The organism is Tabrizicola piscis (assembly GCF_003940805.1).
GTDB lineage: Bacteria > Pseudomonadota > Alphaproteobacteria > Rhodobacterales > Rhodobacteraceae > Tabrizicola > Tabrizicola piscis.
On the sequence record NZ_CP034328.1, the window covers coordinates 2,860,809 to 2,880,172 of the forward strand.

The following is a 19,364-nucleotide window of genomic DNA, read 5'->3' on the forward strand; positions in this document are numbered from 1 at the left end:
GTGCGATGCCCTTGAAGATAGCCCTGCAGATGGACCCGATCGGGTCGGTCAACATCCATGCCGATTCGACCTTCCGCATCGCGATCGAAGCGCAGGAGCGGGGGCATTCGCTGTTTTACTACACGCCCGACCGGCTGGCGTTCGTCGAAGGGCGCGTCACGGCGCGGGGTTGGTGGATCGCCTTGCGGTGGGAAGTTGGTAACCACGTCAGCTATGGGGAGGAGACCGAGGTCGATCTGAGGGAAATGGATGTGGTCTGGCTGCGGCAGGATCCGCCGTTCGACATGGGCTATATCACCACAACGCATCTGCTGGAGATGATCCATCCGCAGACGCTGGTGGTCAATGACCCGTTCTGGGTCAGGAACAGCCCGGAGAAACTTCTGGTCCTGCGGTTTCCTGATCTGACGCCACCGACGGCGATCGCGCGGGATCTGGCGACGATCCGAGCGTTCAAGGCGCGGCATGGGGATGTGATCCTGAAGCCGCTCTACGGCAACGGGGGGGCGGGGGTGTTCCGGCTGGATCCCGGCGACCGGAACCTTGCATCGCTGCATGAGCTGTTCATGGGGATCAACCGCGAGCCGTTGATCGTGCAGAAATTCCTGCCGGCGGTGGAGAAAGGGGACAAGCGGATCATTCTGGTGGACGGCGAGCCTGTGGGGGCGATCAACCGCGTGCCGCTGGCGGGGGAGACGCGGTCGAACATGCATGCGGGGGGGCGGCCGGAGAAGGTGGGGCTGACCGAGCGGGATCTGGAGATCTGCCGGAAGATCGGGCCGGTCCTGCGCGAGAAGGGGCAGGTTTTCGTGGGCATCGATGTGATCGGGGACTGGCTGACTGAGATCAATGTGACCTCGCCCACCGGGATTCAGGAGCTGGAGCGGTTCGACGGGACGAACGCTGCGGCCCTGATCTGGGATGTGATCGAGGCGAAGCGGGGGCTGTAAGGGCTGTGTCCCGGGCAGGGACATCGGGCCAAGCCTATGAAATAAAACAGTTCTGCGCTTCGCGTTAGCCAATCGTTAAGGATATGGCCACAGGGCGCAGGCGCAAGATGAACGGGCCAAAGGCCTTGGCGTCGTCTGTGGAAATGGGGGTTTTGCACCCCCACACCCCCGCAGAGTATTTGGGTAAAGAGCAAGCCTAGACTGGACGTGCACGTGAGCGTGTTCCGGACGGCCGTGATCCCCTTGCTGGGGTTGGAAGATCGCTGGGCATCTGGCGACAGGGGTAAGGTTTTTGCGGCTAGGTATCGGCGGCAGGGTGTGGGGCCCGCTGGCCCGGTATGTCGATTCTGCGATGGCGCTGGCGTCACCGGAAAGCGGGTCATGCTGGCTGCGACCTGCTGGTCTTGCGTCGCGCGTCCTGCCCGATGCGACTTCGGGGGGCGAGCCGTACCCCGAATGCCGCCGATGGCTGCTGCCAGATGGAACGCTGGTCAACCTTGGCGACGTGGCATTTCGGGTGGCGGACGCGTCTTCGGGATCGGCCATCGGGCGGACGCCGCCCGGGATGCGGTGGTGGCCGGGTGGTCTGCCCGAGGGGATTTGGGAGGACTAGCCCTAACCGAAATGCCGCCGACGGTTGAGGAGAGACGGACGCTGATCAGCGTGGTGATGGGGGCACTGCGGGTGCTGGGAGAGGCTTCGGGATCGGCCATTGGGCAAACGACGCCCGGGATGCGGTGGTGGCCGGGTGGTTTGTTCGATGCGATTTCGAGAGGGCGAGCCGTACCCGAGTTGCCGCCGACGGCTGATGACAGACGGACTTTGATCCCTGCGGCGATGTGGTTTTTCGGGTGGCGGACGCGTCTTCGGGATCGGCCATCGGGCGGACGACGCCCGGGATGCGGTGGTAACCGGGTGTTCTTCCCGATGGGATATCGGGAGGGTGAGACGTACCCTAGTTGCCGTCGACGGTTGATGACACAGGCGGACGCTGATTCTCGGCGACGTGGCATTGCGGCTGGCGAACGCGCCTTCGGGATCCGCGGTGGGGCTGACGACACCTGGGATGCGGTGGTAGCCGGGTGGTCTGCCTGAAGCAATTTCGGGTGGGCGAGAGGCAACCCGCCGCCGATGGCTGGTGACAGACAGACGCTAGTCACCCTTGGCGATGTGGTTTTGCGGGTGGCGGGCGCGTCTTCGGGATCGGCGATGGGGTGGACGACGCCAGAGATGCCGTAGAAGGGGCGCGTTTCGCCCAAAGCCATTTCGGGAGGGCGCCCCGTACCCTAGATGCCGCCGACGGCGGATGATAGGCGGAAGCTGATCGCCTCGGCGATGTGGGGTTTGCGGACGGCGGCGGAGCCTTCGAGGTCGGCGATGGTGCGGGCGACGCGCAGGATGCGGTGGTAACCGCGGGCCGAGAGGCCCATCCGTTCGGCGACGCGGGAGATCAGGGCCTTGCCTTCGGAATCGGGAGTGGCCAGTTCTTCCAGCGACGCGCCTTCGAGGTCGGCGTTCACCCGCAGGTCCGGGTGGTCGGCAAAACGGGTGGACTGGCGGTCGCGCGCGGTGGAGACTCGGGCGGCGATGCTCGTGGAAGCGTCGCCTGAAGCGGGCAGGTCGAGATCGGTGAAGGCAACGGGCGGCACTTCAACCCTGAGATCGAAGCGGTCCATCAGCGGGCCGGAGATGCGGCCAAGGTAGTCTTCGCCGCAGATCGGCGCGCGGCCGCAGGCGCGGTTCGGGTCGGACAGGTAGCCGCATTTGCAGGGGTTGGCGGCGGCGATCAGCAGGAATCGGCAGGGATAGCGGATATGGGCGTTGGCGCGGGCGACGACGACCGTGCCCGTCTCGATCGGCTGGCGCAGGGTGTCGAGCACGGTGCGGGGAAATTCGGGAAATTCGTCAAGGAACAGGACGCCGTTATGGGCAAGGCTGATCTCGCCCGGTTTGGCACCGCGCCCACCGCCGACGATGGCGGCCATCGAGGCGGCATGATGCGGTTCGCGGAACGGACGGTCGCGGGAGATGCCGCCTTCGGTCAGCAGCCCCGCGAGCGAGTGGATCATCGAGGTTTCCAGCGCCTCAACCGCCGAGAGGGGCGGCAGGATGCCGGGCAGGCGGGCGGCGAGCATGGATTTGCCTGACCCCGGCGTGCCCACCATGAAGAGGTGGTGCCGCCCGGCAGCAGCGATTTCAAGGGCGCGTTTGGCGCGCTCCTGCCCCTTCACTTCGCGGAAGTCGCGGGGGTCGCGGGTACGCGTCACTTCGCCCGCCTCGGCCGGGGACAGGGGGGCGCGGCCGGTGTAGTGGTGGAGCACCTCCTCCAGCGAGGCGGCGGCGAGGACCTGGGTGGCGCCGACCCAGGCGGCCTCGGCCCCGCAGGCGCGAGGGCAGAGGAGGGTGCGGTCTTCGACGGCGGCGGCCATGGCGGCGGGTAGTGCGCCGGCGACCGGGATCAGGCGACCGTCGAGAGAGAGTTCACCCAAGGACACAACGCCTTCGACATCTTCGCGCGGAATGATGTCGAGCGCGGCGAGGAGGGCGATGGCGATGGGGAGATCGAAGTGGGAGCCTTCCTTGGGCAGGTCGGCAGGCGAGAGGTTGATGGTGATGCGCTTGGACGGCAGCGCGATGGAGAGCGCCTGGAGCGAGGCGCGGACGCGTTCCTTCGCCTCGCTCACCGCCTTGTCGGGGAGGCCTACGAGGGTGAAGGCGGGCGCGCCGGGGGTGACGGCGCATTGCACTTCGACGAGGCGGGCCTCGACCCCTTCGAAGGCGACGGTGTAGGAGCGGGCGGTCATGGGTGCGTCCGGCCCGCCGGGATGGCGCGGGTTGGGGCGGTTCGGGAATGGAGCGCGTGCCGCGCGAGCCTTTTGTCTCGCCTCTGCGCGCAGGCGCGCAACCGGCTCAGGCAGCCTCCGGCGGGGATATTTGGGCCAATGTGAAAGGGGTTTGGCAGCGGGATGGGCCCGGTCGTGGTCAGTTGTCCTTGGCCCTGCATGCGCCCCACCCGATTCACAATGGTTAACGGGTAGGGGCGAATGGTTTACGATTGGTAAAGGGCGATGAACTTCGGCCAGGCCTCGGGGTCGGCGACGGTCTTGTCGCGGCAGAAGGCGTTGCAGAAGCCGAAGGTGCGGCCGTCAAGCTCTAGCATGTGCGTGACGGGTTCGCCGGAGTAGGGGCAGACGGTGTTTTCGGCCTTGGTCCCTTCGGTGGCGCGGGCAGGGAGGGGGGCGGGGCCGGGCCAGGCGCGGCGGGGGTAGTCGCGGCGGTAGAAGTCCTGATCGGGGCCGTCGACCATGCCCATGGCGCGCCAGCGGCGGAAGCTGGGGTGGGCGAGGTGGGCGTTGACGTAGGCCAGGGCATCGGCGCTGACGGGCAGGTTGTAGGTGGCGATGCGGGTGGCGACGGGGGCGAAGAAGGCATCGGCGGCGGAATAGGGGCCGCAGAGCCAGGGGGTGGTGGAGTTGGTCGCCTGCCGCGCCCAGGACCAGAGGGTTTCGAGGCGCTTGAGGTCTTTCAGGACGTCTTCCGGTGGCTGGCAGTCGGTGTAGCTGACGCGCAGGTTCATCGGGCAGTGGCTGCGGAGCGCGGTGAAGCCTGCGTGCATTTCGGCGGCAAGGACCCGGGCGGTGGCGCGGGCATGGGGGTCTGTGGGCCAGAGGCCGGCGTCGGGGTGGCGGGTGGCCAGTTCTTCGGCAATCGCGATGGTTTCGGGGACGACGCTGCCTTCGGGCGTGCGCATCGTCGGGGCGGTTCTGGCGGGGAAGTAGTCCTTGAGGATCGTGGCGAGTTCGTCGGTGTAAAGCCGGGCGCGGTGGGTTTTGACCGGCAGGTCGAAGGCGTCGAACAGGAGCCAGCCGCGCAGGCTCCAACTGGAATAGGCGCGGTCGCCGATCACGAGGTCATAGGTCATGTGCTGGGGTCCTTTTTCCCATTGAAGCCGGTCCGGGGCGGGAAGGGAAACGACGATTTGTGCGGGGCTGCATCACGGACAGTGATTGATCGCGTGGACCTGCGGCGGGTCCAGGGTCAGGCAAGTGACCGAGAGGTTATCGATCCGATGGGCGAAGACGGCCTCGGGAGAAAGATTTTCGGCCCGTTGCAGGGCGGCGAGGATCGGACCGAAATGGGCGACGATGATCAGGTCAGGGGCCAAGCCCTGCAAGCGGTCCAGCACGGCCCAGATGCGGTTTGCAAGGTCGTTCCAGCTTTCCCCACCGGGGGGGCGGATATCGCCGGGGGTTTCCCAGAAGGCGCGGATGTGGTCGGGATTTTCGGCCTCGATCTCGGCGAAGGCGCGGGTTTCCCACTGGCCGAAATGCATTTCGCGGAGTGCGGGATCATGGGGCAGGCGGGGACGGGGGCCAAGCGCATCGGCGGTGGCGATGGCACGGACAAGGTCGGAGGAGATGACCGGGGCGTCTGGCGGCAGGTGGGCGTTCAACCGCGCCAGGGCTGCACTGTCGGACAGGTCGGCGGGCAGGTCGGTCCAGCCGACCATGGTTTTCGCATGGGTGGGCCCGTGCCGGACCAGCCAGAAACGGGTCACGGCAGTTGACCCTTCAGCGCCAGCGGCAGGCCGGCGATGACGGTGATAACCAGCGCGGCTTCGGCGGCAAGGCGCTGGTTCAGGCGGCCTTGCGCATCACGAAACCTGCGGGCGAGCGCATTTTCGGGAACAATCCCCCATCCGACTTCGTTGGTCACGATGACAACCGGCGCCGGGCAGGCGGCGAGGGCGGCGATGAGGCGATCAGTCTCATACCCAATATCGTGGTCGGCAAGGACGTGGTTGGTCAGCCACAGCGTGGCGCAGTCGATCAGCACGGCTTCGTCCCTGCTGGCGGCGGCCAAGGCGGGGGCAAGGTCGAGGGGCGCTTCGACCGTGGTCCAGTCGGTGCCGCGATCCTGTTGGTGCTGGGCGATGCGGGCGCGCATTTCATCATCCCAGGCCTCGGCCGTGGCGATGTAGCGGCGGGGGCGGGCGGTGGCGAAGAGGAGACGCTCGGCATAGCTGGATTTGCCGGAACGCGCGCCGCCGATCACAACCGTGAGAGGTGGCAAAACTGTCGGGAGAAGTGATCCGGTCACGCGGAAGCCTCGTAGAAAAGACAAAGAACAGGCGAAAGCGCCGCAAGATACCGATCTGGAGGTCATCATGGCACTTGACGGATATACTGACCAGACGATGTCGCGCCAAGCGATGAAGGCGGAATTGCTGGACGCGGAAACCGAGTTGCGGCTGGCCTATGCCTGGCGTGATCAGCGGGATGAACAGGCGCTGCACCGGTTGATCACGGCCTATATGCGTCTGGCGATCAGCATGGCGTCGAAGTTCCGCCGCTATGGCGCGCCGATGAATGACCTTATTCAGGAAGCGTCGCTGGGTCTGATGAAGGCGGCGGACAAGTTTGATCCGGATCGGGGTGTGCGGTTTTCGACCTACGCGGTCTGGTGGATCAAGGCCAGCATCCAGGACTATGTGATGCGCAACTGGTCGATGGTGCGGACGGGGTCCACCTCCAGCCAGAAGGCGCTGTTCTTCAACCTGCGCCGGGTTCAGGCCAAGCTGGAGCGTGAAGCCAGCCAGCGGGGCGAACGGCTTGACCAGCACCAGCTGCGCCAGTTGGTCGCAGCCGAGGTTGGCGTGCCGATCCATGATGTCGAAATGATGGAAGGCCGGCTGTCGGGGTCTGACTATTCGCTGAACGCCACGCAATCGACCGATGAGGACGGGCGCGAATGGATTGACGCGCTGGAGGATGACGGCGTGCAGGCCGCCGAAGTCGTTGAAGGCGCGCATGACACCGACCGGCTGCGAGGCTGGCTGGTCAATGCCATGCAGCAGTTGAACGCCCGCGAACGCTATATCGTGGCCGAGCGCAAGCTGCGCGACGATGGCCGGACGTTGGAAAGCCTGGGCGAGGAGCTGGGGCTTTCGAAGGAACGGGTTCGCCAGCTGGAAGCAGCGGCTTTTGCCAAGATGCGCAAGAGCCTTGAGGGCCAGTCCCGCGAAGTGCGCCATTTCTTCTGACGGCAGGGGTTTGTGCCTCTGACGCTCCATGGCCCGGGCTTTGTGGCCGGGTCAGCCCCCCTTGGCTTTGCGTCCGGGTGCTTCTAGCGTGGAACAAACCTGTTTCGGGGCGGACCCATGCTGGCTGGCAAGCGTATTCTTCTGATCATTGGCGGCGGGATCGCGGCCTACAAGGCGCTGGAGTTGATCCGGCTGATCCAGAAGGCTGGCGGTACGGTCGTGCCGGTCTTGACGCGGGCCGGGGCACAGTTTGTCACCCCCCTGAGTGTCGGAGCGCTGGCCGGGGCCAAGGTCTATCAGGACCTGTTCAATCTGACGGATGAGGCCGAGATGGGGCATATCCAGCTGTCCCGGGCGGCGGATCTGGTGGTGGTGGCCCCGGCGACGGCGGACCTGCTGTCGAAGATGGCCACCGGGCGTGCGGATGACCTGGCCTCAACCCTGCTGCTTGCGACGGACAAGCGGGTGCTGGTGGCCCCGGCCATGAATGTGCGGATGTGGGGGCACCCCGCCACGCGGCGGAACCTGGGGGTTCTGCAGGGGGATGGCGTGCTGGTCGTGGGGCCGGATGAGGGCGAGATGGCCTGTGGCGAATACGGCCCGGGGCGGATGGCAGAACCTGTGGCGATTGTGGAGGCGATCGGGGTCGCCTTGGGCGGTGGGCCGCTGGCGGGGCGGCATGTCATTGTGACCTCGGGTCCGACGCATGAGCCGATTGACCCGGTGCGCTACATCGCCAACCGGTCGTCAGGCGCGCAAGGGACGGCGATTGCGGCGGCGCTGCGCGATCTGGGCGCGCGGGTGACCTTTGTGACTGGACCTGCGGTGGTGCCTGCGCCCTTTGGCGTGACCGTGGTTGCGGTGGAGACAGCGCGTGAGATGGCTTCGGCGGTTCAGGCGGCCTTGCCGGCGGATGCGGCGGTGATGGCGGCGGCAGTGGCGGACTGGCATGTGGCCAATGCCAGCGGGCAGAAGATGAAGAAGGATGGGTCGGGGGTTGGTCCGGCTTTGGAGTTTGCCGAAAACCCTGACATTCTGGCCGTGGTCTCGAAAGGGCCAAGTCGGCCCCGGCTGGTCGTGGGTTTCGCTGCCGAGACGACCGATGTGGTGGCCCATGCCACGGCCAAGCGCGCCCGAAAGGGCTGTGACTGGATCGTGGCGAATGACGTGTCGCCGGGGACGGGGATCATGGGCGGTGCGGAAAATGCGGTGGTTGTGATCAGCGACGCGGGGGCCGAGGCATGGCCCCGGATGGGCAAGGATGCGGTGGCGCGGCGACTGGCGGCAAAGATTGCGGGGGCCTTGGCATGACCGGGTCTGAGGCCATTGCGCAAGGCAGGGCGGGGGTCGCATGCGTCCTGTGATACGGTTGGTCTGGGAGGATTGGGCGGACAAGAGCCTGCCGTTGCCCACCTATCAGACGGCGGGAGCGGCTGGGGCGGACATCTGCGCCAACTTCCCGGCCGAGCTGCGTGAGGCGGGGTTGACGCTGTTGCCGATGGGGCGGGCAATCTGTCCGACGGGGATCATGGTGGCCATTCCGGACGGCTATGAGATGCAGGTGCGGCCCCGGTCCGGGCTGGCGTCGAAGCACGGGATCACTTTGCCGAATACTCCCGGCACCATCGACAGCGATTACCGGGGGCCGCTGGGCGTGTCTTTGATCAATCTGGGGCTGGAGTCCTACACGATCCGCCATGGCGACCGGGTGGCGCAGGTGGTGGTGGCCCCGGTGGTGCAGGCGGGGTTTGCGGTGGTCGACGCGCTGGACGAGACGGCGCGGGGGACGGGGGGCTTTGGGTCCACCGGTTTTGGCACGTCTGGCCCTGGGACGGCGGGTCCTGGAACGGCGGGCAAGTCTTGATCGGCCTGCTGGGGTTCGTGGCGATCTGGGGTCTGGGGCGCTGGCGGGGTTGGGGCGGGCGGTGGTTCGGCCTTGCCGTCGGGTGGTGGGCGATCCTGATGATCGGGCATCTGCCGATGCAGGGACAAAGCCCGTTTGCCCGTATAACCGGGGGCGATTTCCGGGCCTGGGCGGTGTTCGGATTGCTGGCGGCGGCGGTGCTGGCCTATCGGGCCGGGCTGCGCGGGTTGCGCAAGCACAAGGCCGAGGAGGTGGCCCCCGCCGCACCCTCCGGGACCTTCCGCGAGGCGGAACTGGACCGCTATGCCCGCCACATCATGCTGCGCGAAATTGGTGGGGCGGGGCAAAAGCGGCTGAAGGCGGCGAAGGTTCTGGTCGTTGGGGCGGGGGGGCTGGGGGCGCCGGCCTTGCTGTATCTGGCGGGAAGCGGGGTCGGGACGATTGGCGTGATTGATGACGATGTGGTGGAAGGGTCAAACCTGCAGCGGCAGGTGATCCACACCGATCAGCGGATCGGGATGCCGAAGGTATTTTCGGCCGAGATCGCGATGCGGGCACTGAATCCGTTCATCGAGGTCAGGCCGTTCAATCGCAAGCTGACCGAGGAGAACGCAGCCGCGCTGGTGGCGGACTTTGATCTGGTGCTGGACGGGACCGATGACTTTGACACGCGCTATCTGGTCAACCGGGCCTGTGTGGCGGCGGGGGTGCCGCTGATTTCCGGCGCGATCACGCAGTGGGAGGGGCAGCTTGGGGTGTTCGACCCGGCGCGGGGTGGGCCCTGCTATGCCTGCGTTTTCCCGGTGAAACCTGCGGCCGGGCTGGTGCCCTCATGCGCCGAGGCGGGGGTGGCGGCGCCCCTGCCCGGGATCATCGGCGCGATGATGGCGATGGAGGCGGTGAAGCACCTGACCGGCGCGGGCGAAACGCTGTCAGGGCGGCTGATGATCCACGATGCGCTTTATGCGGACACCCGGGTGATCGGGGTCAAGCGGCGGCCGGACTGCGTGGTTTGCGGCGGGCACTGACGCTTGGTCGCCCGTGGCGCGAGCCGGGCCTCAGGAGCCTGCGTCGATCCGGTTAGCCACAAGGCGCTGCAGGTCCCACAGGCCGCGGTCGTGGATGCCGCGGGCTTCCAGATGGGTCACGGTGTTCAACAGATACTCGGCCCCGCTGCCCCAATGGCCGCAGGCGCGCGCCAGCATTTCGGCCTGATCCGGCAGGGTCAGACGGGCATAGGCCGGCGAGGCGCGGTTCATCACGAAGGCAAGGGCCGTGGCGGGGCCTTGGGCGGTGCGGACGGTGATCCAATGCGGCATGGAGTTGATCGGCTTGACCGTAAACTCTCGCCGGAAGAGGCGGTCAAGGGTGGTGGGCAGGTCCGCGCTGGGCAGATCGTAAAGCACGCCCCGGCAACTGCCGCCCCGGTCGAGCGCCATCATCAGGCCGGGACAGACCGGGGTGGCACGGAACCGGATCATCTTTAGGCAAAAGCGGCGGTGCCAGCCATGCGCGGTGGCGGGGGTTTCGGCGGTATGGTCGATCTCGGGTTTCCAGATCAGTGAGCCGTAGGCGAACAGGCGCAAGGGGCCGGGCGGCGCGCGGTCGGCGATGCGGCTGACCCAGGCGGCGTAGTCGGCATCGTCATGCAGCACCATCCCCGGGGGCGGACCGGTATCGGGCACGTCGCGGTGGACGCGGGTGATATGGGCTGGGGTCAGAGCCAAGGTGCGGGTCATTTTGCGGGCCTCTTGCGCTGCATGGTTCTTGAGCATTGCAGGCGCGTCAAGCTCTTTGCCGCAGAGCGCGGACCTGCTGGCATCTTGTGCTTGGCCCGGGTGCGCGGCATGGTTGCGCAAAGTTTCCGTGACAGGGAGTCCGACCAATGAAACTGACTGCTGCCTTGGGCCTGATGGCCATGACCCTTTCAACTGCCGCCTTTGCCCAGGACGTGCCCGATCTTGCGGGGCGTGAGGTGGTTGTGGTGACCGAAAACGCCTATCCGCCGCTGCAGTTTCTGGATGCCTCAGGTGCTGCGGTAGGTTGGGAATATGACGCGATGGCCGAGATTGCCAAGCGGCTGAACATCACCGTGACTTATGAGAACATCAGCTGGGATGCGATGATCCCGGCGGTCAGCGAAGGCCAGTTCGATCTGGGGATGACCGGGATCACCATCCGCGATGACCGCAAGGAGCAGGTGGATTTCTCGGACAGCTACATGACCAGCGAGATGGTGATGATGGTCCGCGGCGATGAGGAGCGGTTCACCGATGCGGCCTCGTTCGCGGCGAATCCTGACCTGCTGATGGCGGCGCAGCCGGGGACGACGCCCTTTTACGTCGGCGTCTATGAGGTGCTGGATGGCGATGAGGCGAACCCGCGCATCAAGCTGTTCGAGACATTCGGTGCCACGGTCGAGGCGCTGAAGGCGGGCGACGTGGATCTGGTGTTGACCGATGGTACGGCCGGGGCGGGCTATGTGGATGCGTCGGCTGGTGGGCTGAAGATCGTGGGCGGCAAGCTGGGGACCGAGGATTTCGGGTTCATCTTCCCGAAGGGCAGCGATCTGGTGGCCCCGATGAACGCGGCGATTGCGGCGATGAAGGCCGATGGCACCATCGACGCGCTGAACAAGAAGTGGTTCCTTGACTACAAGATGGGCGGCTGAGGCCACATGGCCCGGGTCTGAGCGCCCGGGCCTTTGCCCATGACCCCCAACCCGAAACCGGATGAAGACTTTCCATGGTGGCTGGTGATCGTGACGGTCACCGGCCTTTGGCTCTTCTACGAGGTCTGGGCAAGCGACGTTTATTCCGCGGCGTTGAACACGCTGGTGAAAGGCGTCTGGATCACGGTTCTGGTGACTTTGGTGGCCTATTTCGGGGCCTGTCTCATCGGGCTTGGGCTGGCGCTGGCGGGGCTGTCGCGGTTTGTGGTGCTGCGGCAGGCGGCGCGGCTTTACATCGAGGTGATGCGGGGCGTGCCGATCATCGTGCTGCTTCTCTATGTTGCCTTCGTGGTGGCGCCGGGGCTGGTGGCGGCATGGAACTGGATTGCCGTGCCCCTGGGGCTGGGCGAGGTGCGGGGCCGGGATTTCCCATTGCTGTGGCGGGCGGTGATTGCGCTGATGCTGGCCTATTCGGCCTTTCTGGCCGAGATCTTCCGGGCGGGGCTGCAGGCCGTCGACAAGGGCCAGATCGAGGCCGCAAAGGCGCTGGGCCTGAACGGCTGGCAGCGGTTCCGCCACATCGTCTTTCCGCAGGCGTTCCGGATGGTGCTGCCACCGCTGGGGAACGACTTTGTGGCGATGGTGAAGGATTCGTCATTGGTGAGCGTGCTCGGAGTGTCGGACATCACCCAGTTGGCCAAGGTGACGGCGGCGGGGAATTTCCGGTACTTCGAGACCTATAACGTGGCGGCGCTGCTGTATCTGACGATGACGATCGGCCTGTCCCTGCTGCTGCGCCGGCTGGAGGCACGGTTGCGCGGGCGGGACACGCGGTAGTCTTGAGGAGCGCGTTCCGCGCTGGTCATTTGTCTCGCCTCTGCGCGCAGGCGCGCAACCGGCTCGGTCAATGGGGGCATTCTGCCCCCAAACCCCCTGAGAGTATTTCGAAAAGAGCAAGCCCATGGGTGGACCTTGGGGCGTTGCGGGCCTAGCTTTTCGGGAAAGGAGATTTGCCATGAATGTTCTGCTGCAGGCTTGGGATACGCCCTTTGGGTTGCCGCCTTTCGCGCAGGTGCGGGATGAAGATTTCGGACCGGCCTTTGACGAGGCACTGGCGCGGGCGCGGGCGAACATCGCCGCGATTGCCGAGGGGCCGGGGGTGTCCTTCGCCGAGGTGATTGAGGCTTTGGAACTGGCGGAGGGGGATTTGGACCGGGTGGCGGGGGTGTTTTACAACCTTGCCGGGGCCGACAGCACCGAGGCGCGCGAAGCGTTGATGCGGGAGCTGGCGCCGAAGATGAGCGCGTTTTCCAGCGAGGTGACGAACAACAAGGCGCTGTGGGGAAAGATCGAGGCGCTGTGGGCGGGGCGGGAGGGGCTGGCGCTGACGGCAGAGCAGCTGCGGGTGCTCACGCTGTACCGGCAGATGTTCGTGCGGTCCGGCGCGGAGCTTGAGGGCGCGGCGGCGGAGCGGTTGACGGCGGTGAAGTCGCGGCTGGCGGTGTTGGGGACAGCCTTTGGGCAGAACCTGCTGGCGGATGAGCGCAGCTGGTTCATGGAGGTGTCTGAGGCCGATCTGGCCGCGCTGCCGGGCTTCGTGCAGGACGCCGCGCGGGCGGCGGGGGCGGAGCGGGGTTTGGGCGCTGTGGTGACGCTGAACCGGTCGCTGATCGTGCCGTTCCTGCAGTTTTCACCCAACCGGGCGCTGCGGCAGAAGGCCTATGAGGCCTGGGTTGCGCGCGGTGCGAATGGCGGAGAGACGGATAACCGGAGTGTGGCGGCGGAAATCCTCGCGCTGCGGGCAGAGCGGGCGGCGCTGCTGGGATACGCGGATTTCGCCAGTTTCAAGCTGGAGCCGGAGATGGCGAAGACCCCGGGTGCGGTGCGGGATCTGCTGATGCGGGTCTGGGAGCCGGCGAAGGCCAAGGCTTTGGGCGATGCCGCCGTGCTGGAGGCGATGCTGGTCGCAGATGGGCTGCCCGCGCCACTGGAAGCCTGGGACTGGCGCTATTACAGCGAGAAGCGGCGGAAGGCGGAGCATGATCTGGATGAGGCGGCGTTGAAGCCGTATCTTGGTCTGGAGGCTATGCTGGCGGCGCAGTTCGATTGTGCGAACCGGCTGTTTGGTCTGGAGTTCCGCGAGATCGAGGGGCCGTTCTACCACCCGGATGTGCGGGGGTGGGAGGTTACCCGTGCGGGCAACCATGTGGCGGTGTTCCTTGGGGATTACTTCGCGCGGGGATCTAAACGGTCAGGGGCCTGGTGTTCGGCGATGCGGTCGCAGCGCAAGCTGGGCGGGGATCAGCGGCCGATCGTGGTGAACGTCTGCAACTTCGCCAAGGGGACGCCGTCGCTGCTGTCTTATGACGACGCGCGGACGCTGTTTCATGAGTTTGGCCATGCGCTGCATCAGATGCTGTCGGATGTGACCTATGGGTTCATCAGCGGCACCTCGGTCGCGCGGGACTTCGTGGAACTGCCAAGCCAGTTGTACGAGCATTGGTTGGAGGTGCCTTCGGTGCTGGAAGCCCATGCGCGGCATTGGGAGACGGGGGAGCCGATGCCCGCCGACATGCTGGAGCGGCTGTTGGCGGCGGGGACCTATGACCAGGGCTTTGCCACGGTGGAGTTTGTCAGCTCGGCGCTGGTTGATCTGGAGTTTCACAGCGGGGCCGCGCCGGGTGACCCGATGCAGCGGCAGGCGGAGGTTCTGGAAAGTCTGGGGATGCCGCGGGCGATCCGGATGCGGCATGCGACGCCGCATTTCGCGCATGTGTTCAGCGGCGACGGGTACTCTGCCGGGTACTACTCCTACATGTGGTCGGAGGTGATGGACGCCGATGCCTTCGCGGCCTTCGAGGAGGCGGGCGATCCGTTTGACCCGGAGGTGGCTGGGCGTTTGGAGAAGTTCATCCTGTCGGCGGGCGGGTCGGAGGAGGCGGAAGCACTCTATCTGCAGTTCCGGGGGCGGATGCCGGGGGTGGAGGCTTTGCTGAAGGGCCGGGGGCTGCTGGACGCGGCGTAGGGTGGCCCCGCCCCGGGCTTGACCCGGGGCCTCCTCCACCCACCAGAGGTCCCGGGTCAAGCCCGGACGGGCCTCACGGCTTGCGCAGCGATCCGGGGGGCTGGCCAAACTTTGCCTTGAACGCACGGGACAGGGTTGCCGGGCTGGAAAAGCCGGTACGCAGCGCGATCTCGGCGAGGGGGTGCGTTGTATCGGTCAGCAGGCGGCGGGCGGCGGCGAGGCGGAGGCTGAGGGCATAGGCGCCGGGGGTGAGGCCGAGGGCGGCGCGGAAAAGGGATTCCAGCCGACGGGGAGAGAGGTTCACCCGCGCGGCGATGGCGGCGATGGGGGCGGGGGTGTCCAGCGCAGCCTCCATCATCGCGACGGCGCGGGCGACGCGGGGGTCGAGGGCGGGGTCCTGGGCGGAGGGGGCGATCTGCGGCTCGGACCCTTTGCGGACGGTGGCGAGGAAGCTGGCGGCAACCTGCCGGGCCAGCGCTGCGCCGTGGCGGGCGCGGATCAGCTGCAGCATGAAATCCGACGCGGCGGCAGCGCCGCCGATGGTGGCGCGGTTGCGGTCGATGACGTAGCGATCCGGCAGGACGGTCGTGTCGGGGTGGGCGGCGGCGAGGTCTTCGAGGTCTTCCCAATGCACGGTGGCGCGGTAGCCGGTCAGAAGGCCCGCGCGGGCCATGACCCAAGGCGCGGCGTCAATCCCGGCGACAAGCTGGAAGCGCGGGGCGATGCGGCGGAGGTCGCGGATCAGGGGGCGCGTGGCAACCTCGGCCAGGCGGTAGCCGGCGATGACGATCAGGGCGTCGGCGCCGGTGGCGTGGGTGAGGTCGCCGGTCGAGGGAAGCTCGATCCCGCAGGTGAGGGGAACGGGCTGGCCGTCGGGGGTGACGACGCGCCAGCGGTAGGCCTCATGCCCCAGATGCCGGTTGGCGTTTCTGAGGGGGTCGAGGGCCGAGGCGACCTCAAGGATCGAAGCTTGGGGCAGGACGAAGAAGGCGATCGTCAGGGGGCCGGTGGCGGGGGAAAAGAGTGCGTTTTCCGTCATGGGGAATTCGTAAAGTGCAAAGCGCGGGCTGGCAAGCGGGCTATGCTGGGCGCAAATTGGAGGATGCCATGCCGCTGACCATGAACCGTGAGGTTTTCATCACCTGTGCCGTGACCGGGTCGGGGGGGACGCAGGATCGCAGCCCGCATGTGCCCCGGTCACCGAAGCAGATCGCAGAGAGTGCCATTGCCGCGGCGAAGGCGGGGGCTGCGGTGGTGCATTGTCATGTGAGGGACCCGGACACGGGCAAGCCCAGCCGCAAGCTGGAGTATTACCGGGAGGTGACGGAGCGGATCCGGGACAGCGATACGGATGTGGTGCTGAACCTGACGGCGGGGATGGGCGGCGACATCTATTTCGAGGGCACCGAGGATATGGGCCGGATCGGTCCCCGGTCCGACATGGCGGGGGCCGAGGAGCGGGTGGCGCATGTGGTGGACTGCCGGCCGGAGATCTGCACGCTGGACTGCGGGACGATGAACTTCAACGAGGCCGATTATGTGATGGTCAACACGCCCGGCATGCTCCGCGATATGGCCAAGCGGATGACGGCGGCAGGGGTTCGGATCGAGATCGAGGCGTTCGACACCGGGCATCTGTGGCTGGCCAAGGAGCTGGTGCGCGAAGGCGTGATCCCGGACCCGGTGCTGGTGCAGCTGTGCATGGGCGTGCCGTGGGGCGCGCCGGATGACCTGAACACCTTCATGGCGATGGTGAACAACGTGCCGGCGGGGTGGCACTGGTCGGCGTTCTCGCTGGGCCGGAACGAGATGGCCTATGCGGCGGCGGCGACGCTGGCGGGGGGCAATGTGCGGGTCGGGTTGGAGGACAACCTGTGGCTGGAGAAGGGCGTGCTGGCAACGAATGCGCAGCTGGTGGAACGGGCGGCGAGCATCGTTGAAAACATGGGCGCGCGGGTGATCACCCCGGCGGAAGTGCGGGCGCGGCTGAAGCTGGAGAAGCGGGCTCTCGTAGGGAGGTGACCTGACGGCGGCCCCCCCACCCTCTCCCTCCCCCACGAGGGGTGAGGGAAGTGCCGGGCGGGAAGCGGCGGGACCGGTGATTGAAGGGCACCTCCCTCCCCCCTTTGTGGGGGAGGGATGGGGTGGGGGGAACCCCGGGAAAGGGCAAGGCATGACACGGAAAGCAGCAATCATCGGCGGTGGGGTTATCGGCGGCGGCTGGGCCGCGCGGTTCCTGCTCAACGGCTGGGATGTAGGCGTCTTTGACCCCGATCCGGAGGCGGAGCGCAAGATTGCCGCAGTCATGGCGAACGCCCGGCTGGCGCTGCCTGCGCTGAGCGATGTGCCGATGCCGGTGGAGGGGACGCTGACCTTCCACGGCACCATCGGGGAGGCGGTGGAGGGGGCGGAATATGTGCAGGAATCGGTCAGCGAGCGGATCGAGTTGAAGCACAAGGTTTACGCGCAACTGCAGCAGGCCCATCCCGGCGTGCTGATCGGGTCTTCGACCAGCGGGTTCAAGGCGTCGGACCTGCAGAAGGGCTCGCCCGCGCCGGAAAACATCATCGTCGCGCATCCGTTCAACCCGGTTTACCTCTTGCCGCTTTCCGAGGTCTCGGGGTCCGACAAGAACCCGCCGGCGGTGGTCGAAAAGACCGTGCAGATCATGAAGGACATCGGGATGTTCCCGCTGGTGATCCGGCATGAGATCGACGCCTTCATCGGCAACCGCTTCCTTGAGGCGGTCTGGCGCGAGGCGCTGTGGATGCTGAAGGACGGCATCGCCACCACCGAGGAGATCGACGACGCGATCCGCATGGGCTTCGGCCTGCGCTGGGGACAGATGGGGCTGTTCGAGACCTACCGGATTGCGGGCGGCGAGGCCGGGATGCGGCACTTCATGGCGCAGTTCGGCCCGGCGCTGAAATGGCCATGGACCAAGCTGATGGACGTGCCCGAGTTCAACGAGGAACTGGTGGACCTTGTGGCCAACCAGTCCGACGCACAGTCCGGCATGTACACGATCCGCGAGTTGGAACGCATCCGGGACCAGAACCTTGTCGGCTTTCTGCGGGCCTTGAAGGAGCGGAACTGGGGCGCTGGAAAAGTGCTCCGCGAACATGACGAACGCCGCGCCGCAGCCTTCCATGCGGGGCTGGATACCACCCCGAAGGCCGCGCCGCTGGTCATGGCGCAGATGCAGGTCCTGCCCGGCTGGATCGACTACAACGGTCACATGACGGAAAGCCGTTACTACTTTGCCAACTCGGAAACGGTGGACGCCTTCCTGCGGCTGATCGGCGCCGGGATGGACTATGTCGCGGCGGGGCACAGCTACTATTCGGCCGAAACGCATATCCGCCATCTGGGCGAGGCCAAGCTGGGCGACCGGCTGACCGGAACGGTGCAGATCATCAGCGCCGACGAAAAGCGGTTCCGCAGCTTTGTGCGGATCATGAAGGGCGAGGTGTGCGTGGCCACGGTGGAACAGCTGTGCCTGCATGTCGACATGAAGGCGGGCAAGACGGTGCCGGCTTCGGCAGAGGTCTGGGCAAAGCTGCGCGCGGTGGCGGAAGCGCATGCCACGCTGCCCATGCCGGACGGCGCGGGCCGCGCGGTCGGGCAAGGGAGGGCGTGATGGATTTCGGGCTGACCGAAGAACAGGCGATGATCGTCGATACGACTCGCGCCTTTGTCGAGACCGAGCTTTACCCGCATGAGGCGATGGTCGAACGGACGGGTGTCCTGCCGCTGGAACTGATCCGCGAGTTGCAGAAAAAGGCCATGGCGGCCGGGCTTTACGCGGCCAACATGCCGGTGGAGCTGGGGGGCGCGGGGCTCGATACCCTGTCCTGGCTCTTGTATGAAAAGGAACTCGGCCGGGCGAATTACGCGCTGCACTGGACCTGCGTGGCGCGGCCGTCGAACATCCTTCTGGCGGGGAATGCCGACCAGCGGGAGCGGTATCTGATGCCCTGCATCCGGGGCGAGACCTGGGATTGCCTGGCGATGACCGAACCCGGCGCAGGGTCTGACCTGCGGGGGATGAAGGCCTCGGCCCGGTTGGACGGCGGGGACTGGGTGCTGAACGGGACGAAGCATTTCATCAGCCATGCTGACCTTGCGGGCTTTGCCATCGTCTTCATGGCATCGGGCGAGGAACAGACCCCGCGCGGGCCGAAGAAGCTGATCACGGCCTTCTTCGTCGACAAGGGCACGCCGGGTTTCACGGTGCGCGACGGGTACCGGAACGTCAGCCACCGGGGCTATACCAACGCGGTGCTGGAGTTCGACGATTGCCGGGTGCCGGCGGCGAACGTGCTGGGTGAGGTGCACAAAGGGTTCGAAGTCGCAAACTCATGGCTTGGCGCGACGCGGCTGCAGGTGGCAAGCACCTGCCTTGGCCGGGCCGAGCGGGCGCTGGGCCATGCGGTGTCCTATGCGGCGGAGCGCAAGCAGTTCGGGCAAGCGATCGGCAAGTTTCAGGGGGTCAGCTTCAAGCTGGCCGACATGGCGATGGAGCTGAAGGCCGCGGAACTCCTGACGCGCGAGGCGGCTTGGAAATACGACCAAGGCACAGTCACCGAAGCCGACATGGCGATGGCGAAGCTGAAGGCGACCGAAGTGCTGGCGATGGTCGCGGATGAGGCGATCCAGATCCATGGCGGGATGGGCCTGATGGACGAGCTTCCGCTGGAACGCATCTGGCGGGATTCGCGCGTGGAGCGGATCTGGGAGGGCACCTCGGAGATTCAGCGCCACATCATCAGCCGCGAACTTCTGCGGGCGGTGGGTGGCTGAGACGTCGA

Annotated in this window: 18 protein-coding genes; 12 read left to right on the forward strand and 6 right to left on the reverse strand. The window is 66.5% G+C overall.

The annotated features are described in order from the left end of the window. The first annotated feature begins 5 nt into the window (after nucleotides 1–5). Nucleotides 6–950, forward strand: coding sequence for a glutathione synthase (gshB, locus tag EI545_RS13975; protein WP_125326040.1), 945 nt, complete (start codon nucleotides 6–8; stop codon nucleotides 948–950). 352 nt (nucleotides 951–1,302) lie between these two features. Then, nucleotides 1,303–1,563, forward strand: a complete 261-nt coding sequence (locus tag EI545_RS13980) for a hypothetical protein (protein WP_125326041.1) — start codon at nucleotides 1,303–1,305, stop codon at nucleotides 1,561–1,563. 673 nt (nucleotides 1,564–2,236) lie between these two features. Here EI545_RS13980 and EI545_RS13985 read toward each other — a convergent pair. The 4 genes from EI545_RS13985 to cobU all read right to left on the reverse strand — a co-directional run bounded on the left by EI545_RS13985 (nucleotide 2,237) and on the right by cobU (nucleotide 6,050). Next, nucleotides 2,237–3,754 (reverse strand): YifB family Mg chelatase-like AAA ATPase, encoded by a 1,518-nt coding sequence (locus tag EI545_RS13985; protein WP_125326042.1) that lies wholly within the window; start codon nucleotides 3,752–3,754, stop codon nucleotides 2,237–2,239. A gap of 245 nt (nucleotides 3,755–3,999) precedes the next feature. Then, the gene (locus tag EI545_RS13990; protein WP_125326043.1) at nucleotides 4,000–4,872 is read right to left on the reverse strand and encodes a glutathione S-transferase; all 873 of its coding nucleotides are present in this window, start codon (nucleotides 4,870–4,872) and stop codon (nucleotides 4,000–4,002) included. A 72-nt stretch (nucleotides 4,873–4,944) separates the two neighbouring features. Then, nucleotides 4,945–5,508 (reverse strand): histidine phosphatase family protein, encoded by a 564-nt coding sequence (locus tag EI545_RS13995; RefSeq protein WP_125326044.1) that lies wholly within the window; start codon nucleotides 5,506–5,508, stop codon nucleotides 4,945–4,947. After that, the gene (cobU, locus tag EI545_RS14000) at nucleotides 5,505–6,050 is read right to left on the reverse strand and encodes a bifunctional adenosylcobinamide kinase/adenosylcobinamide-phosphate guanylyltransferase (RefSeq protein WP_125326045.1); all 546 of its coding nucleotides are present in this window, start codon (nucleotides 6,048–6,050) and stop codon (nucleotides 5,505–5,507) included. Before cobU ends, EI545_RS13995 begins: the two co-directional genes overlap by 4 nt. Before the next feature lie 67 nt (nucleotides 6,051–6,117). On the opposite strand from cobU, the gene EI545_RS14005 reads away from it, so the two are divergent. The 4 genes from EI545_RS14005 (at nucleotide 6,118) to EI545_RS14020 (ending at nucleotide 9,885) form a co-directional block, all read left to right on the forward strand. Next, nucleotides 6,118–6,993: an RNA polymerase factor sigma-32 gene (locus EI545_RS14005; RefSeq protein WP_125326046.1), complete on the forward strand. Its 876-nt coding sequence runs from the start codon at nucleotides 6,118–6,120 to the stop codon at nucleotides 6,991–6,993. A 117-nt stretch (nucleotides 6,994–7,110) separates the two neighbouring features. Then, nucleotides 7,111–8,304 carry a bifunctional phosphopantothenoylcysteine decarboxylase/phosphopantothenate--cysteine ligase CoaBC gene (coaBC, locus tag EI545_RS14010; RefSeq protein WP_125326047.1) on the forward strand — a complete coding sequence of 398 codons (1,194 nt, stop codon included), beginning with the start codon at nucleotides 7,111–7,113 and terminating at the stop codon, nucleotides 8,302–8,304. A gap of 40 nt (nucleotides 8,305–8,344) precedes the next feature. Further along, a complete protein-coding gene (gene dut, locus EI545_RS14015; protein WP_125326048.1) occupies nucleotides 8,345–8,857 on the forward strand; it encodes a dUTP diphosphatase in 513 nt (170 codons plus the stop codon). After that, nucleotides 8,857–9,885 (forward strand): HesA/MoeB/ThiF family protein, encoded by a 1,029-nt coding sequence (locus EI545_RS14020; RefSeq protein ID WP_245990373.1) that lies wholly within the window; start codon nucleotides 8,857–8,859, stop codon nucleotides 9,883–9,885. The genes dut and EI545_RS14020 overlap by 1 nt, the downstream gene beginning before the upstream one ends. A 30-nt stretch (nucleotides 9,886–9,915) precedes the next feature. Here the strand turns inward: EI545_RS14020 and EI545_RS14025 are convergent, their stop codons facing one another. Beyond that, a complete protein-coding gene (locus tag EI545_RS14025; RefSeq protein WP_125326050.1) occupies nucleotides 9,916–10,596 on the reverse strand; it encodes a gamma-glutamylcyclotransferase in 681 nt (226 codons plus the stop codon). Nucleotides 10,597–10,742: 146 nt separating this feature from the next. Here EI545_RS14025 and EI545_RS14030 point away from each other — a divergent pair, with 146 nt between their 5' ends. The 3 genes from EI545_RS14030 to EI545_RS14040 all read left to right on the forward strand — a co-directional run bounded on the left by EI545_RS14030 (nucleotide 10,743) and on the right by EI545_RS14040 (nucleotide 14,553). Beyond that, a complete protein-coding gene (locus EI545_RS14030; protein ID WP_125326051.1) occupies nucleotides 10,743–11,528 on the forward strand; it encodes a transporter substrate-binding domain-containing protein in 786 nt (261 codons plus the stop codon). Nucleotides 11,529–11,567: 39 nt separating this feature from the next. Continuing rightward, nucleotides 11,568–12,365, forward strand: a complete 798-nt coding sequence (locus EI545_RS14035) for an amino acid ABC transporter permease (protein WP_125326052.1) — start codon at nucleotides 11,568–11,570, stop codon at nucleotides 12,363–12,365. 178 nt (nucleotides 12,366–12,543) lie between these two features. Then, the gene (locus EI545_RS14040) at nucleotides 12,544–14,553 is read left to right on the forward strand and encodes a M3 family metallopeptidase (RefSeq protein WP_125326053.1); all 2,010 of its coding nucleotides are present in this window, start codon (nucleotides 12,544–12,546) and stop codon (nucleotides 14,551–14,553) included. A gap of 73 nt (nucleotides 14,554–14,626) precedes the next feature. Here EI545_RS14040 and EI545_RS14045 read toward each other — a convergent pair whose 3' ends face one another. Beyond that, a complete protein-coding gene (locus EI545_RS14045; RefSeq protein WP_125326054.1) occupies nucleotides 14,627–15,592 on the reverse strand; it encodes a GlxA family transcriptional regulator in 966 nt (321 codons plus the stop codon). A gap of 68 nt (nucleotides 15,593–15,660) precedes the next feature. Between EI545_RS14045 and bcoG the strand changes: the two genes are divergently transcribed. The 3 genes from bcoG (at nucleotide 15,661) to EI545_RS14060 (ending at nucleotide 19,356) form a co-directional block, all read left to right on the forward strand. Next, nucleotides 15,661–16,575, forward strand: a complete 915-nt coding sequence (gene bcoG / locus EI545_RS14050; protein WP_125326055.1) for a 3-dehydrocarnitine:acetyl-CoA trimethylamine transferase BcoG — start codon at nucleotides 15,661–15,663, stop codon at nucleotides 16,573–16,575. Nucleotides 16,576–16,726: 151 nt separating this feature from the next. Beyond that, nucleotides 16,727–18,193, forward strand: a complete 1,467-nt coding sequence (locus EI545_RS14055) for a carnitine 3-dehydrogenase (RefSeq protein ID WP_125326056.1) — start codon at nucleotides 16,727–16,729, stop codon at nucleotides 18,191–18,193. Beyond that, entirely contained in the window at nucleotides 18,193–19,356 is a 1,164-nt protein-coding gene (locus tag EI545_RS14060; protein ID WP_125326057.1) for an acyl-CoA dehydrogenase family protein, read from the forward strand. The genes EI545_RS14055 and EI545_RS14060 overlap by 1 nt, the downstream gene beginning before the upstream one ends. The last annotated feature ends 8 nt before the right edge of the window (nucleotides 19,357–19,364 follow it).

Bases quoted from the DNA above. Each gene is read 5' to 3' on its own strand.
- gshB (WP_125326040.1), top strand. From the start codon at position 6: ATGCCCTTGAAGATAGCCCTGCAGATGGACCCGATCGGGTCGGTCAAC.
- EI545_RS13980 (WP_125326041.1), top strand. From the start codon at position 1,303: ATGGCGCTGGCGTCACCGGAAAGCGGGTCATGCTGGCTGCGACCTGCT.
- EI545_RS13985 (WP_125326042.1), bottom strand. From the start codon at position 3,754: ATGACCGCCCGCTCCTACACCGTCGCCTTCGAAGGGGTCGAGGCCCGC.
- EI545_RS13990 (WP_125326043.1), bottom strand. From the start codon at position 4,872: ATGACCTATGACCTCGTGATCGGCGACCGCGCCTATTCCAGTTGGAGC.
- EI545_RS14005 (WP_125326046.1), top strand. From the start codon at position 6,118: ATGGCACTTGACGGATATACTGACCAGACGATGTCGCGCCAAGCGATG.
- coaBC (WP_125326047.1), top strand. From the start codon at position 7,111: ATGCTGGCTGGCAAGCGTATTCTTCTGATCATTGGCGGCGGGATCGCG.
- dut (WP_125326048.1), top strand. From the start codon at position 8,345: ATGCGTCCTGTGATACGGTTGGTCTGGGAGGATTGGGCGGACAAGAGC.
- EI545_RS14025 (WP_125326050.1), bottom strand. From the start codon at position 10,596: ATGACCCGCACCTTGGCTCTGACCCCAGCCCATATCACCCGCGTCCAC.
- EI545_RS14030 (WP_125326051.1), top strand. From the start codon at position 10,743: ATGAAACTGACTGCTGCCTTGGGCCTGATGGCCATGACCCTTTCAACT.
- EI545_RS14035 (WP_125326052.1), top strand. From the start codon at position 11,568: ATGACCCCCAACCCGAAACCGGATGAAGACTTTCCATGGTGGCTGGTG.
- EI545_RS14040 (WP_125326053.1), top strand. From the start codon at position 12,544: ATGAATGTTCTGCTGCAGGCTTGGGATACGCCCTTTGGGTTGCCGCCT.
- EI545_RS14045 (WP_125326054.1), bottom strand. From the start codon at position 15,592: ATGACGGAAAACGCACTCTTTTCCCCCGCCACCGGCCCCCTGACGATC.
- bcoG (WP_125326055.1), top strand. From the start codon at position 15,661: ATGCCGCTGACCATGAACCGTGAGGTTTTCATCACCTGTGCCGTGACC.
- EI545_RS14055 (WP_125326056.1), top strand. From the start codon at position 16,727: ATGACACGGAAAGCAGCAATCATCGGCGGTGGGGTTATCGGCGGCGGC.
- EI545_RS14060 (WP_125326057.1), top strand. From the start codon at position 18,193: ATGGATTTCGGGCTGACCGAAGAACAGGCGATGATCGTCGATACGACT.